Origin of the sequence: Streptomyces sp. NBC_01352 (assembly GCF_036237295.1) — a bacterium.
Lineage (GTDB): Bacteria > Actinomycetota > Actinomycetes > Streptomycetales > Streptomycetaceae > Streptomyces > Streptomyces plumbiresistens.
In genome coordinates this window covers 6,691,919-6,705,497 of the sequence record NZ_CP108354.1, presented here as the reverse complement: position 1 = coordinate 6,705,497, position 13,579 = coordinate 6,691,919, and the positions used below count along the sequence as shown (strand labels likewise).

Here is a 13,579-nt window from a genome sequence, read left to right as displayed (position 1 = left end):
ACTAGAGACTGAGCGGGAGTGCGTCCTGTTGCCAGGACTGCTGCTCAGCCGGGTGTCCCGAACGGTGTTGGGCACCCTGGTCGCCCGCTTTCGCTCCACCACCGGGCGGCGCGCATCCGGTGCGCGGTCCGGGAAGGTGGGGACGGGTTTCCTCACGCCTGCGGATCTCCGGTCGGGCCTGGACGGTCCGATGCCCACCACGATCACTCTGGTCGGGGTGGGGCGGTGCCGTCCGTCGCCGGATCGGATGTCCGAGGGCGCGTCGCCCGACCGCGATGCTCGCCGCATCGTGCCGGGACGTCTTGCGTCGTGGGGTGGTCAAGGGCTTCTGCCAGTGCTGGGCACCCCACCTGGAGGTGTAGGCCGGGTCCACCGCGACGACGGCAATGTCCTGTTCGGCGGCCATCGACACCAGCCGGGCCCTGAGCTTCGCGGTGGGGAAGCGGGAGATGAGGCGGCGGAAGCGTTTGTTGCGGCCGTGATTCTCGCGACTGGTGCCGTCGGTGAAGTCGAGGTCCTCGATGGCGATCGCGGCGGCCCCGCAGCGCCGGGTGTGGTGCAGCAGCCGGGTCAGCGCGTGCCGGAGCTGTGCGTCCCGGTGCTCGGCGGTGCCGGTCAGGTCGTAGAAGTAGCGCTGCGGTTCGCCGACCGGGTTGCCGTGCCCATCCAACTGCCAGGCGGCGAGGTGGTCGTCGTTCATGTCCACCCCCACCACCCCCCGGGCCAGCGCCGCCTCCAATGGCAGGACGGGGGCAGCGGCGCGCTGCCAGGACGCGGTGACATACCAGCGGCCGCGCGCGGTGTCGTGGTGGATGCGGTAGGCCACCGCCCGGTTCGCGGTGATCCGGTCCCGCCACTCCGCGCCCCGGTGCTTGAACGCCACGGTCGCGTCGAGGAGGTAGCGGCCGTGGGACGCGTTGGCCAGATGGGCCAGCGGGGCGGGAAGCTTGACCGAGACCTGTCCGGTGTCGGTGACGCGGATCGTCTCGTTGCCGAACCGCTTGCCCGTTTCCCCGTCGGCGGCCAGGAACATCCGCTCCGCACGCCAGCGCTCCCGCCAGACCTGCTCGCTCAGTCCGGCCGCCTCAAGCTGGTGGCGGGTGTTCGCGAGGCGTTTGCCGCCGCGCACCACATGCACCCGGCCCGCCGCCCGGTCCGCCTCCACCACCGCAAGCCGGTCCTTGAGGGTGTGCAGGCGGCGGGACTTGGCATGCCACTCACCACGCGAGGCATACCCACGCACCAGCCCTGCCCGCTTGTCCGCCTTGGCACCCAGCGGCCGGGCCAGCCGCGCCTCAACGGACGCGATCTGCCTGTGCAGCCAGGCCAGGTGGGCGGCCTGGCCGCGCCGGGCCAGCGCCCACTGGTCATGGGTGGCCTTGGTGATACTGCCCGCCCACCGCGCCGACGACCTCCCCGTCAGCTCCCGCTTGCGCACCGCCCACGAGGCCGCATCATGCACCAGGCCCTGCCGGGACCGCTCCGCGAGATCACCCGCGGCCAGCGCCCCCAGGAAGACGCCGACCTCGGTGAGCACCGCCGCGTCCGACTCGCTCACCCGCAGCCGGTCCCGGATCGCCACCCCGGCCGGGCCGGGCACCACGAACGATGCCGCCAACTTCCGTAGTGCGCTCACTCGTTCACCCCCGCCCCGGTCGAAGATCCCCGTCACGGCAGTCAACGAGCAGCCTCCGTAAAGGTCACTCATTCGACCCAAGAACTCCCGTTCGCCTCCCAAGGGCGAAGGTCCACAACACACCCCAGGCCGCAGGAGCCCGGTGACGCACTGCGGAACAACCGCATTCAGCACGGGCACTCACTCACGCTCACCAGAAGGCACTCATGCTCAGTAAACCGGCAGCAGCTCCCGACCCCTCGTTGAGGACCCCGCCCTTGGTCGTCCCCTCGGCGACGGGGACGCGGAGGTCGAGGCGGGGGATGGTGAGGATGGCGTAGGCGCGGGACCAGTCGGGGCGGGGGGAGTCGGAGCCGGCGGGCCTGTCCGGGGAGGCGGAGGGGGCGGTCGTACGGGGCTCAGCCTACGGGCTCGGTCGTACGGGGCGCGACGGCCGTGGGTGACGGGGCAGGCCCGAGGTCGCCCTCACCGCCACCCTCGTCCCACTCCCGCTCCAGCGCCCGTACCTCCCGCTCGGCCCCCTCCCTGGCCTCCCAGTTGGTCCACCACACCTGATGGACGACGAACAGCAGAAGCACGACCCCGACGGTGACGAGGACCTCCCCGCCGGCCCACAGCAGGCGCCACCGAAGGGCGCGGCGCCGCCGGGTGCCGTGCCGTACGACGGGTACGCGCATCGGTGCACCGCCTCCTCCCCGGGCCGCCCGCACGATAAGGGCCGAGGCTTCAAGTAGCCAGGGGTAGCTGGTCCGGGCGGCCTGTTCGGTACCTCGCACACCTTCCCGGGCCCCTTCTTCCACAGGTTTGGAAAAGGGCTGTCGCAACCCTCGACAACCCCACACACCACACCCGATGCTTCGTCGTGGCATGAACGGGACAGGCCGCCACGACGTCGGTTCAGGGCCGTCGTCGATTCGAATCGGAGAAGCCATGATCCGACGCAGAACTCTGCTCACGGCCGCGGGCGGGACGCTCCTCGGCAGCGCCCTGGCAACCGGCACCGCCCACGCGGACGCCACGATCGCCGTGAACCCCGGCACCTCGTACGGCACTTGGGAGGGCTGGGGCACCTCCCTGGCCTGGTGGGCCAACGTCTTCGGGACCCGCAACGACTTCGCGGACGCCTTCTTCACCACCAACTCGGTGACGTACAACGGCACGACGCTCCCCGGCCTGGGCCTCAACATCGCCCGCTACAACCTCGGCGCGTGCAGCTGGAACACCGTGAGCGGCGAGTCGATGGTCGAGTCGGCCAACATCCCCGCCTTCAAGCAGATCGAGGGCTTCTGGCAGGACTGGAACAACGAGGACCCCACCTCCTCGGCCTGGGACTGGACGGCGGACGCCAACCAGCGCGCGATGCTGCAGAAGGCGGTCCAGCGCGGCGCGACGACAGAGCTGTTCGCCAACTCCCCCATGTGGTGGATGTGCGCGAACCACAACCCGTCCGGCGCCTCGGGCGGCGGCAACAACCTCCAGACCTGGAACTACCGCCAGCACGCCTCCCACCTGGCCGCGACCGCCCTCTACGCCAAGAACAACTGGGGCGTGAACTTCGCGACGGTGGACCCCTTCAACGAGCCGGCCGCCTCCTGGTGGACCGCCACCGGCACGCAGGAGGGCTGCCACATGGACCCGGCCGTCCAGGCCGCCGTACTCCCCTACATGCGCAGCGAACTCGACAAGCGCGGCCTGACCGGCACCCGCATCGCCGCCTCCGACGAGACGAACTACGACACGGCCCGCTCCACCTGGGCCTCCTTCAACTCCTCCACCAAGGCCCTGGTCAGCCAGGTCAACGTGCACGGCTACCAGGGTTCCGGCGGCCGCCGCGACCTCCTCTACACGGACGTCGTCACGACCTCCGGCAAGAAGCTCTGGAACTCGGAGACGGGCGACGGCGACGGCACCGGCCTCACCATGGCCTCGAACCTCTGCTACGACTTCCGCTGGCTCCACCCCACCGCCTGGGTCTACTGGCAGGTCATGGACCCGACCGCCGGCTGGGCGTTGATCGCGTACGACCAGAACACCCTCCAGCCGACGACCGTGCAGCCGAAGTACTACGTCATGGCGCAGTTCAGCCGCCACATCCGCCCGGGCATGCGCATCCTCGACACGGGCGTCAGCTACGCGGCGGCGGCCTACGACGCGGCGGCGAGGCGCCTGGTGATCGTGGCGGTGAACACCTCGACCTCGGCCCAGACCCTCACCTTCGACCTCTCCCGCTTCACGACGGTGACGGGCGGCTCGGGCGGCCTGGTCCCCCGCTGGAACACGGTCACGACGGGCGGGGACAAGTACGCGGCGTACTCGGACACGCGGCTGAGCGGCAAGTCGGTGGCGGTGCCGTTCGCGGCGAAGGCGGTGCAGACGTTGCAGATCGACGGGGTGACGATCTAGAACGGATGTTCACGCCTCCGGAGTCCCGGGGACGCCGGAACCCCGGGAAGGACACCCACAAGTGCTCGCGTCCGTTGCCGAAGAGTGGCTGTGGCTGATGGCGGCCACAGCCACCGTCGTCCACTGCTCCGCCATGGCGAGATGGATCCCCGCCCAGAAATTCTGGAGGGTGTACCCCTTCATCTGGGTTCTGTGCCTGGCCGGCATGATCGCCTTCGGCCAGGCAACGGGCCGTTCCCTGGCCGCCATGCTCGTCATGTACGCCTTCCTGCTCATCGGCCTCACGATCGGCATGTTCCCGACCCGCAAGCTGTTCGCGCAGTGGAGCACCGCGATCAAGGCGGGCGAGACCCCCGAGGGCTACGACTATCCGCGCTCCCACCTCACGTTCTGCGCGGTCATCGTGGTCCTCATGCTCTTCGCGGCGTTCGCACTGACACGCTGATCCACGTCTGTGCCGATCTGAGAGTCGAGGAAAGCCGACGATCTACAGATCCACGGGCTGGCCTGGGGATACCTCTCCCTTTGTCACGGCCCGGCAGTACCGTGTCCTGCATGCGCCCCGACACGCCTGCCGAGAACGTCGACCACACCGCCGAAGCCGCCCGCCTGGAGCGGACCGCCGGCCTGTATCCGGAGGACGCCGAAGCCCTGCTCCTGCAGGCCGCGGCCCACCTGGAACTCGCCGGCGACCGCCCCGCCGCGAGCAAGCTCTACGACCGCCTGCTGTCGTCACCGGCGGACCTGGAGAACCCATATCTGGTACGGGCCCTCAAGGCGTCCAACCTCTGGGAGTACGGCCACGAGGCCGAGGCCCGCGCCATCATCGAGGGCGTCCGCGCAGCGTCCCCGCGCGACGCGGCCCCCTGGGTGATCGTGGCGGAGGCCCTGGAGGCGCACGACGAGCTGGAGGCCGCGCAGGAGACCTTCACGGAGGCGGTACAGCTGCTCCTCGCCGAGGACGCGCAGCCCCCGTACTCCACGCACCCCCTGCTCTTCGGCCGCCACAGGGTCCGCCGCATGCTGGGCGTGGGCCACGACGACTGGGACGTCCTGGCCGACACCCTCCACTCCTCCCCGGTCTCCCTCGACGAACTCCACGATCCGAAGCGCGTGTGGTCCCTCGGCTCGGACAACCCGGCGGAGCTGGCGGCAGAGATCTCACGTCTCCGAGCAGAACTCGGCACCTACCGCGAGGCCCTCTCCCGCCCTTTCCCGGTCGCGGTACTCCACTGGCCGGCGAGCGAACTGACAGAACTGCTCTCGGCGTACCCGTCGCTGGCGCTGGAGTACCCCTCCCATGAGGAGCACCTCGCGACGATAGAGGCCTCGCTGAGAGAACTGGCCTCTTCGGGAACGCCGAACCTCGGCATCGTGACGGGCACTGTGCCGTCGTACGAGGCGTTCGCGGCGTCGGAGGGCGTGTCGCCGGGGGACGTGGCGCTGCTGCCGCAGTACGCGACGACGTTGGCGGCGCGGGGGCGGGCGGTGGTTTGGCCGCCGCAGCGGGGGGCGGTTTGTTGGTGTGGGTCGGGGCGGGGTTACGGAGAATGCCATGGGCTTTCTTAACTAGCGGAACTTCCCGCACAATTCGAGGAAAAAGAGCTTTGGAAGACGCCCTATTCTCACGCGACGTAGCCGCCGCGAATAACATTGCCCGACCCACAGGGCCTCTCGAAGAAGATCCCAACCTACAGGAAGTCATCAACTGGTTCACGAAGCAGCCAGAACTTGAGAGGCGGTTCGGTCAGTCAATTAGGCAATCGATCGATGAGGTGCTTGACGGCCAGCGGACGGGTCGATTCAACATTGATGAACTCGAGAAGACAGAGAAGACATACCTGGGCACAAAGGTCGAGATCATCCTTAGAGCGGAGTTCCGCCTTGGCCGCGGACGGGATATGGATTATTCCATAGCAACACACGAAGTGGACTCAAAGTTTACAATAGGGGAAAATTGGACGATACCCGGCGAGGCTGATCAGCATATCTGCCTACTGGCCAGGGCAAGTGACCACAAAGCCAACTACAGGGCAGGGTTACTGCGCATCCATAGCGAGTTCCTGAACGCAGGAAAGAACAGAGATGGAAAAAGAACTCTATCCACTGCGGGCAGATCTGCCGTAAGATGGATTATTCCCGACGGGAAGCTTCCCGAAAACATCTTGCTTACTCTATCCAGTGAAGAAAGAGCCGCAATATTCAATGCCTCCGCTGGACATCGCAGCAGCGGAAACGGCGGCCAATCACGGACGAATGAGCTGTTCCGCCGAGTCCAGGAGCGTCTCATCAATAGAAACACAGTCCTCACTGTGGCTCGACAAGATGACAGCCCAAAGCGAGTGCGTGACGCCCGAATCCATCTTCGCGGTGATGGCATCATGATACTCGGCCACATGAAGCAGCACCCGCATATTGCTCGCGACCTGGGTCTTCCTGTGCCCGATAAGGGATCCTGGGTAGCAGTCCGCGTTGCAGAGGTTACCGCCTCTGATTCAGCACGGAGAACAACGCGGATCTCTGGCAAGGACTATGCGATTTGGCAGAAGGGTGACCGCGATGATGTTGCCCCTGCCGAATACTGACAGACGGCGAAATGAACGAGAACGAACCAGGGAACGACCATTCCACCTGGACGCCCCCGGAAGGCTCATGGGCATCGTCCGCGGCGCGTCGCCGCAACATGCAGGCCATCCGCAGTCGCGACACCGCTCCTGAACGCCTAATCCGTCGGCTTGTCCATGCTCAAGGGTTGCGCTATCGGGTAGGAACCAGGCCGCTACCCGACCTTCGCCGGACCGCAGACATGGTGTTCCGGCCGACGAAGGTCGCCGTCTTCATCGACGGTTGCTACTGGCATGGCTGCCCGGAACACTATGTGCCGCCGAAAACCAACCCGGGCTACTGGTCAGGCAAGGTCGCCGGAAACGTGGCCCGTGACCGGGACACGGATCACCGCCTCATCGAAGCGGGCTGGGCAGTCCTGCGATTTTGGGAGCACGAGTCACCGGAGGAGTGCGCTAGCACTGTCCTCCGCGTCGTCCTCGATCGTCGGGACGCTCTGCTGAAAGGGAAGCTCCGGAGCCAGGAATGACGGGTCTTCTTCAGGCTCAAATTCGGGGTTCGGGTCGTCGCGAAGTGGTCCAGTGCGACTGAGCGCCTCCCTGATGCACTCACCTACGGCATGAGCCACGGGCGGCGGAAACGCGTTACCTACCTGGCGGTAGCGCGTGGTCTTTCCTCCGTGAAACTTCCAAGCGAGGCTCCCGTCAGCTTCTTCAGGGAAGCCCTGGATAATCGCCGCCTGCTCCACTGTAAGCTTCGGCCCCCTGTCCGAGGTGCCTAGGTCACGCTTCGGATCGACCATCTCACGTTCATCGTTGGCTACACCCATTGCGTCCACACCTAGGGCTGCCCACGCCTTCTTTGCCCGGGTGGGCCCCAAATCCGCGCCACCGTGCTTCTTGGACCCGCCCACAAGAGTCGGTGCAACTGTGCCATGTGCGACATTCTCCAGCCAACGCTTGTGGAGCGGACTGCCCTTGCCGAGCCGCCGCTCCATTGACGGCCCCAGTGCCTCAAGAACCGTTCTCACCTTGAGCTGAGGGGTAGGCCAGTCAAACCCTCTGTAGTGATCTTTGTGAATAGCGACAAGAATTGCCCGCGGCCGAAGCTGCGGAACACCATAGTCTTGAGCCTGAAGCAGACGCCACCCGCACACCACATATCCAGCCTTGCGAAGTCTGTTTTTAATGTGGTTCCGGTAGTAGCGGAATTTGTGTTCAGGCTCCACCAAACCGCGCACATTCTCAATCATTACAGCGCGCGGCCGGAGCTCCTCAACCAATGCAAGCATTCGAGGAAATAGATCCCGCTCGTCCTCGCGACCGAGCTGCTTCCCTGCAGCTGAGAATGGCGGGCAGGGCACTCCCCCGGCTAGCAGATCAAGCTGCCCCGGCTGGAGCAGTTCGGGCTTTTTCTTCCCTTTTGCCGCCTTCCCCCCCTTCGACCCCTCCGGGGTGTGGTCATGCAGCTCAGGGTTGGCCACCTCTTCCAGGGGCCGGAAGTCGTTGACGTCCGCTTCCCGGATCAGGCAGTGCTTCTTCTCCCAGCTCCACTCGGGGCGACTGTCAACGTTGATCCTCAAGGTCTGCGCCGCATCCTTGTCGATCTCAACCAGCGCAAGATGCCGGAAACCGGCACGGTGGAGACCAATAGCTTGGCCACCGGCACCCGCGCAGATCTCGATCGAGGTCAGTTTGCGGTCGGCGGTACCCATCGGCTCCTCCTGGGGCGGTGCTTACAGACACGCAAGTGTCGCATCCCCCACTGACAGGAGCCACGAGGCCGGCCGTATGTCCCGTACATCACTCAGCGCTGAACGAGTGCCTCTAGGTCACGCGCGAGCTCCTCCCGGGCGACGGCCGGGAGCTGCCGGTACATCCCCCAGACCTTCTCGGCCTCGTTGAGCAGTCGGCGGTCCTCCTGGATCCACTTCAGAAGATCCTTCTTGTCGCGGGCCCGAAGCTCCCGCACGCGATCCCAGACTTGCTCCTTGGTCATCTGCACACCGGTGAGATGCCTCACCGTCTCGTTGCAGCGAGCGCATTCAGTAATCAGGTCTTCGGCGTTCGCTGCGCTACCTGAGTTGTGCGGCTTGACGTGCCCTAGCGTGAGCTGGGCCCGTGTGCCTGGATCGTCCGCGTACGCTTCGCCGGCTGCAATCCCACAGCGCCGGCACATGTGGCCATCATGCTCAAAGACAAATCGCTTCGTCTTGGCACTAATCTGCCTCAGGCCCGCCGCACGATGCTCTGGCTCCCAGACCGGCAGCCCCATCTGCTCCAGGTACAGCTGGTCCGGCTGGAGGCTCGGCATATCCCGATAGGTCCTGATGACCCAGCCTGCAGGCCGCAGATCCCGCATGCGGCGATCCACTTGCTCCGTGCCCTTGATCGCCTCTCGAAGCCGGGCCTTGGAGAACGTTCCGCCCTCGCCGACCTCATCCCGGAGCCACAGGGCCACACGGATCCGGGCCCCCAGTGATTCGTTGCGCCAGTCCAGGCCTCTATCAGACATGCGTTTCCCTATCGCGTTTTGAATCCAGAATTAACCAGTTCGAGTGAGCACCCTAGCTTGCCGCCACTTGCCGCGGCAAGTGGCGGCAAGCTGACCTGACTTCTTGCTACCGCCCTCAGAGAGGACCCGGCTGTGTCCCACCAGCACACTTGCACTGCCAGCCATATCTGCGTCGAACTCTGTGCGGGTGCTGGCGGACAGGCGCTTGGCCTGGAGCAGGCCGGCTTCCGCCATATGGCGCTCATCGAACTGGACAAGGACGCATGTCGGACGCTGCGCACGAATCGGCCCAACTGGAACGTCGTGGAAGCGGATATCCGGTCGCTTCCCGCAGTTTCGATCAGCGGCGGTGACCGCGTCTCACTGCTGGCAGCAGGGGTTCCTTGCCCACCCTTCTCCCTTGCTGGCAAGCAACTCGGAGCCGACGATGAACGCGACCTCTTCCCTTCCGTCTTGTCACTGATCTCAGTGATCAAGCCGCGGGCAGTCCTCATCGAGAACGTGAAGGGTCTGCTTCAGCGAAAGTTCTCCAAATACCGGTCCAACATCATCGAGACTCTCGCCGGCCTGGGCTACACCGCCGAGTGGAAGCTTTTGTACGCCCGTGACTTCGGCGTCCCCCAACTCCGCCCGCGTGCGGCCCTGGTAGCCCTGGAGGCAGACGCCTTCGGAAGCTTCCAGTGGCCGAGCGCTGAGTCGACGATCAATGGGAACGCACTCGTGGGCAATGTCTTGCGCGACTCGATGGCCTCCCGTGGATGGGAGCTGGCAGATCTCTGGGCCCAGCAGGCCCAGCAGATTGCTCCTACGCTCTGCGGCGGTTCGAAGAAGCATGGCGGACCAGACCTCGGACCCTCGCGCGCGCGGCAGGCTTGGGCAAGGATCGGGGTGAACGGCTCGGGCGTTGCTGACGTACCACCCGCTCCCGGCGATCCCCTTCCTGTGAAACTCACTATTGAGCAGATGGCCCTTCTCCAAGGCTTCCCCCCAGACTGGAAGTTCGAGGGACTCAAGACATCGGCATACCGACAAGTGGGCAACGCCTTCCCTCCCCCAGTAGCTCAAGCGGTCGGCATCAAAATTGCGGAAGCGCTGCGTCAAGCGGACGTGCCAGCAAGCCGCGATACGCCGCAGACAGACTTGGATGCTGAAACAGCTCTCAACGGAACCTGCCGACCGTCTCCTCTGAACCTGCCCGAAGCGACGAGATCACTCTCATCTAAGCCCTGAAACCGCTTGCTGCCGAGATCCGTCCCCGAGCAGACTCGCCGCATGCCCCAGCTGCAAGGCGTCCGTAGATGGCGTCGGCGAGTGCACGGCCCAACCCAATAGGTACGGCGTTGCCGATCTGTCGGGCGATATCAAGCTTGTTTCCGTACCAGCGGTAGTCGTCTGGGAAGCCCTGGATCAGCGCTGCCTCGTAGTGTGTGATGGGGCGGTGCTCGGTGGGGTGGAGGTAGCGGCCCTTTTCGGGCTTGAAGAACTCGGTTCGGATCGTGACGGAAGGCCTGTTAGCGTGCAGGCGACCCATCACGTCTGCGGAGCCGCTGAGGTGGCTGTCCCAGCTCTTGGTGCTCAGGTACTGGCCATCGTCGCTCCACTTGCCCGTGAGGTGGTGCCGGTTGCCGCCTGGCGGGATCGCCTTGTACCGGGCCACGGACAAAGCAGTAGGCGTCCGTCCGATGTGCAGCTCGTCAGTACGGTACGGTCCGGGCAATCCGTGCGAACTGCGTCCCCCCGGCAGATGGTTGCTGCGGATCTCCAGCCCCGCCGACCGCTGGAAGACGGTGCTCACGGGCGCCCAGGACTCAAGGGCCTTCTCGGCGCCGAACAGAACCGCTCCATCCGCCACGAAGGGTTCCTTGACGTGGGTCGGTGCCGGATGGTGCACGGGTTCCCCCAGATCGCGGAGGGATCCGATGACGATGGTCCGCTTGCGACCCTGCGGCACGCCGTAGTCGGCCGCGTTGAGGACCTTTGCGTCCAAGTGGTAGTCGCGCAGCACACCGCCGGGTCGCGCTTCGTCCTTCAACAGAGCGAATTCTGAGGAGGCGGCGAAGCGGTCGACGTTCTCCATGACGAAGATCTTCGGCCGAACCACGGTGACGACCCGCAGGTACTCCTTCCAGAGTTCATTGCGAGGGTCGTTGCCGGATCCGCGGCTAAGGCCGGAAAAGCCTTGGCAGGGAGGCCCGCCAGCGATCACGTCAACACCGTCTTCGAGCGGGCCTGGGTCGAATTCGGCTATATCACCGGGGAACAGGAGGTCAGGCTGATGATTGGCTTCATAGGTCGCTGCTGCGGCCTTGTCGAGTTCCACTGCGGCAACAGAGCGGAAGCGGGGCAGGCTGGCGCCCTGGCCAACCGCCGACGAACGGAACCCTTCGCTGAAGCCTCCGCAGCCCGCGAAGAGGTCCATCACCGTGAACGAGTTGCCGTCAGGCTCCAGTTCGTGATCGCCAAGTGTCATGCCCTGGAGCATAAGCAGCACCACTGACAGTGGGCTTGACCTGCGGCGTCAGCACTTGTGACGACGCCCCTCGATGTATCAGTACGCATGCGTGGCTTCACTCCAACGAGCTCCACCAGCCGCGGGCAGTTAGCTTCCACGTCCTAAGGCGTGACGGGCGTTGGACCACGTGTTGAGGCACCGCTCCCTCAAAGAAAAGCAATCGGCGCCTCAACACGAAACGCACGCCTAGCTCAGTGGACTTGGCTTCCGCACGACAGCCGGCGATGCGAGGACGACGGAGAGGTACACGTGGTTACGCAGCCTCTGCCTCCGCCTCAAAATGCATCTGCGCCCGATCAAGCACGTCATCCGGATCTCCACCCTGCGCTGCGAGCCAGTGGAGCAGGTCCGCGATGACGTCCGTGACCGATTCCTCTAGCACGGCGTAGGTCGGTACGACGGTCGAGTCAGCACCAATCACCCGGCGATACTCATCGAGCACAGCCGCTGCCCGCTGGACCTGCATGCACTGTGGCACGGGGTCCAGCGAGATTTCACACCACACCGCCTTACCAGCCGCCGTGAGAAGAGTGCCCCATTCCAGGCTCATACCTGAGAGCAGATGGAGCCCGCGGCCACACTCCTCTTCGCAGCTCCCTGAGCTCGGAGTCGGCACCTCATGACTCTTGTCATGGAGTTCCAAACGCAGCCGGTCTGGCCTGGGTTCCAGGACCAACGTCGCAGCAGCTCCTTCCCCAACATGCTTGACGACATTCGTTGCCAGCTCGGTTACAGCAAGCTCCACCTCATCGGCCACAGCCGCCGCTCCCCACTGCCCAAGCGTGGAACGGACCCTCCTGCGCAGCAGCCGTAGCTCTGCAGGCACAGCTTCGAACGGCATGACACAGCGAAGCCGAGGTTCGAAGTTGCCACATTCCGACATAGCCACACTCCCTCCCACGCGCCACAGCGCTGCGCCCGCCGTATCCGTACGACTGCACTGTGTAACGCTTTGTGACGAGTATGGCATTGAGAAGTCTTGCTGTGTAACTTCTCACGATACTCGATCGGGTGAATCGGTAGTAGATCAACTCCCGCCCGACCTAGCCTGATTGACGCTCACCAGGCATGTGGTGCAGCACCACACCGGGAGGACCACACCATGTCCACAAGGGCCACAACTCGGCGTCGCCAACTTGGCGCCGCTATGCGCAAGTTGCGGGCACGCAAGGGCATGACACTGGAGGAAGCCGGGCGACTCGTCGGGGTTTCGAAGGCGACAGTCAGCCGCTATGAGACTCAGGCCGGGCCAGTTAAGTGGCTGGTCATTGATGCACTCTGCCGTGCGTACGAAGTAAATGATGCTGAGCGACAAGCTGTTGTCGCACTAGCGAAAGATGCCAAGCAACAGGGCTGGTGGAGTTCCTTCGCCGACTCCATCCCGGAGAGCATGAACCTTTTGCTCACGCTTGAGAACGAAGCTGTTCGCGAGGACCACTTCTCCTGTGTCTACGTCCCCGGGCTCCTGCAGACGCGGGGATACAGCACGGCTCTGCAACAGGCCAACGAAGTACGCCTGGAGCCCACTGAGATCGAGCGACTCGTGGACATCCGCATGAGGCGTCAGGAGATCCTTACGCGGCCGAGGCCTCCGCACCTATGGGCGATTCTCGATGAGTCCGTGATCCGCCGAGTCGTCGGTTCACCGGAGATCATGAAGGAGCAGCTCGGAAGGATGCTCGAAGCGAACGAGTCACCACACATCACGCTCCAGGTGCTTCCCTTCTCCAAGGGTGCCCACTCCGCGGCGCTCGGCAGCTTCGTCATCATCGGCGGCAGCGAACCGGCCCTGGACGTGGTCTATGTCGACTTCCACACGGGCTCCCTCTTCTTGGAGAAGGACGAAGAGCTGGACCGATACCGACTTGCCTTCGAGTACCTCCGCGCGCAAGCGTTGAACATGGAGGCTTCCTCCGCCATGATCCATCGCGCCCGCAAGGAGCTATGAA

At 64.9% G+C, this 13,579-nt stretch carries 12 protein-coding genes and 1 pseudogene; 7 read left to right on the top strand and 6 right to left on the bottom strand.

Annotated features, from left to right (window positions below):
• Position 1: 1 nt before the first annotated feature.
• Both OG252_RS31235 and OG252_RS52390 read right to left on the bottom strand, forming a co-directional pair.
• Positions 2-1,672: a transposase gene (locus tag OG252_RS31235; protein ID WP_329345225.1), complete on the bottom strand. Its 1,671-nt coding sequence runs from the start codon at positions 1,670-1,672 to the stop codon at positions 2-4.
• Between the two features lie 199 nt (positions 1,673-1,871).
• Positions 1,872-2,313: pseudogene (locus OG252_RS52390) on the bottom strand (class E sortase); the annotation flags it as partial.
• 253 nt (positions 2,314-2,566) lie between these two features.
• On the opposite strand from OG252_RS52390, the gene OG252_RS31225 reads away from it, so the two are divergent.
• The 5 genes from OG252_RS31225 to OG252_RS31205 all read left to right on the top strand — a co-directional run bounded on the left by OG252_RS31225 (position 2,567) and on the right by OG252_RS31205 (position 7,133).
• Positions 2,567-4,039, top strand: a complete 1,473-nt coding sequence (locus tag OG252_RS31225; RefSeq protein WP_329340274.1) for a glycoside hydrolase — start codon at positions 2,567-2,569, stop codon at positions 4,037-4,039.
• 61 nt (positions 4,040-4,100) lie between these two features.
• Positions 4,101-4,484, top strand: coding sequence for a hypothetical protein (locus tag OG252_RS31220; RefSeq protein WP_329340272.1), 384 nt, complete (start codon positions 4,101-4,103; stop codon positions 4,482-4,484).
• Between the two features lie 110 nt (positions 4,485-4,594).
• Positions 4,595-5,608 carry an SEC-C domain-containing protein gene (locus tag OG252_RS31215; protein WP_329340270.1) on the top strand — a complete coding sequence of 338 codons (1,014 nt, stop codon included), beginning with the start codon at positions 4,595-4,597 and terminating at the stop codon, positions 5,606-5,608.
• 38 nt (positions 5,609-5,646) lie between these two features.
• Positions 5,647-6,624 (top strand): NaeI family type II restriction endonuclease, encoded by a 978-nt coding sequence (locus tag OG252_RS31210; RefSeq protein WP_329340268.1) that lies wholly within the window; start codon positions 5,647-5,649, stop codon positions 6,622-6,624.
• Between the two features lie 11 nt (positions 6,625-6,635).
• Positions 6,636-7,133: a very short patch repair endonuclease gene (locus OG252_RS31205; RefSeq protein ID WP_329340265.1), complete on the top strand. Its 498-nt coding sequence runs from the start codon at positions 6,636-6,638 to the stop codon at positions 7,131-7,133.
• On the opposite strand, the gene OG252_RS31200 is transcribed toward OG252_RS31205, so the two are convergent.
• On the bottom strand, positions 7,044-8,318 hold the full coding sequence (locus OG252_RS31200; protein WP_329340263.1) for a DNA cytosine methyltransferase: 1,275 nt from the start codon (positions 8,316-8,318) through the stop codon (positions 7,044-7,046). The genes OG252_RS31205 and OG252_RS31200 overlap by 90 nt on opposite strands.
• Positions 8,319-8,410: 92 nt before the next feature.
• Positions 8,411-9,118 carry an HNH endonuclease gene (locus tag OG252_RS31195; RefSeq protein WP_329340261.1) on the bottom strand — a complete coding sequence of 236 codons (708 nt, stop codon included), beginning with the start codon at positions 9,116-9,118 and terminating at the stop codon, positions 8,411-8,413.
• A 132-nt stretch (positions 9,119-9,250) separates the two neighbouring features.
• On the opposite strand from OG252_RS31195, the gene OG252_RS31190 reads away from it, so the two are divergent.
• The gene (locus OG252_RS31190; RefSeq protein WP_329340259.1) at positions 9,251-10,348 is read left to right on the top strand and encodes a DNA cytosine methyltransferase; all 1,098 of its coding nucleotides are present in this window, start codon (positions 9,251-9,253) and stop codon (positions 10,346-10,348) included.
• On the opposite strand, the gene OG252_RS31185 is transcribed toward OG252_RS31190, so the two are convergent.
• Together OG252_RS31185 and OG252_RS31180 are read right to left on the bottom strand one after the other, a co-directional pair.
• Positions 10,338-11,588 carry a DNA cytosine methyltransferase gene (locus tag OG252_RS31185; RefSeq protein WP_329340257.1) on the bottom strand — a complete coding sequence of 417 codons (1,251 nt, stop codon included), beginning with the start codon at positions 11,586-11,588 and terminating at the stop codon, positions 10,338-10,340. The genes OG252_RS31190 and OG252_RS31185 overlap by 11 nt on opposite strands.
• Positions 11,589-11,883: 295 nt before the next feature.
• On the bottom strand, positions 11,884-12,471 hold the full coding sequence (locus tag OG252_RS31180) for an ATP-binding protein (protein ID WP_329340255.1): 588 nt from the start codon (positions 12,469-12,471) through the stop codon (positions 11,884-11,886).
• 261 nt (positions 12,472-12,732) lie between these two features.
• Between OG252_RS31180 and OG252_RS31175 the strand changes: the two genes are divergently transcribed.
• The gene (locus OG252_RS31175) at positions 12,733-13,578 is read left to right on the top strand and encodes a helix-turn-helix domain-containing protein (protein ID WP_329340253.1); all 846 of its coding nucleotides are present in this window, start codon (positions 12,733-12,735) and stop codon (positions 13,576-13,578) included.
• Position 13,579 lies beyond the last annotated feature (1 nt).

Bases quoted from the DNA above. Each gene is read 5' to 3' on its own strand.
- OG252_RS31215 (WP_329340270.1), top strand. From the start codon at position 4,595: ATGCGCCCCGACACGCCTGCCGAGAACGTCGACCACACCGCCGAAGCC.
- OG252_RS31175 (WP_329340253.1), top strand. From the start codon at position 12,733: ATGTCCACAAGGGCCACAACTCGGCGTCGCCAACTTGGCGCCGCTATG.
- OG252_RS31205 (WP_329340265.1), top strand. From the start codon at position 6,636: ATGAACGAGAACGAACCAGGGAACGACCATTCCACCTGGACGCCCCCG.
- OG252_RS31225 (WP_329340274.1), top strand. From the start codon at position 2,567: ATGATCCGACGCAGAACTCTGCTCACGGCCGCGGGCGGGACGCTCCTC.
- OG252_RS31185 (WP_329340257.1), bottom strand. From the start codon at position 11,588: ATGACACTTGGCGATCACGAACTGGAGCCTGACGGCAACTCGTTCACG.
- OG252_RS31180 (WP_329340255.1), bottom strand. From the start codon at position 12,471: ATGCCGTTCGAAGCTGTGCCTGCAGAGCTACGGCTGCTGCGCAGGAGG.
- OG252_RS31195 (WP_329340261.1), bottom strand. From the start codon at position 9,118: ATGTCTGATAGAGGCCTGGACTGGCGCAACGAATCACTGGGGGCCCGG.
- OG252_RS31200 (WP_329340263.1), bottom strand. From the start codon at position 8,318: ATGGGTACCGCCGACCGCAAACTGACCTCGATCGAGATCTGCGCGGGT.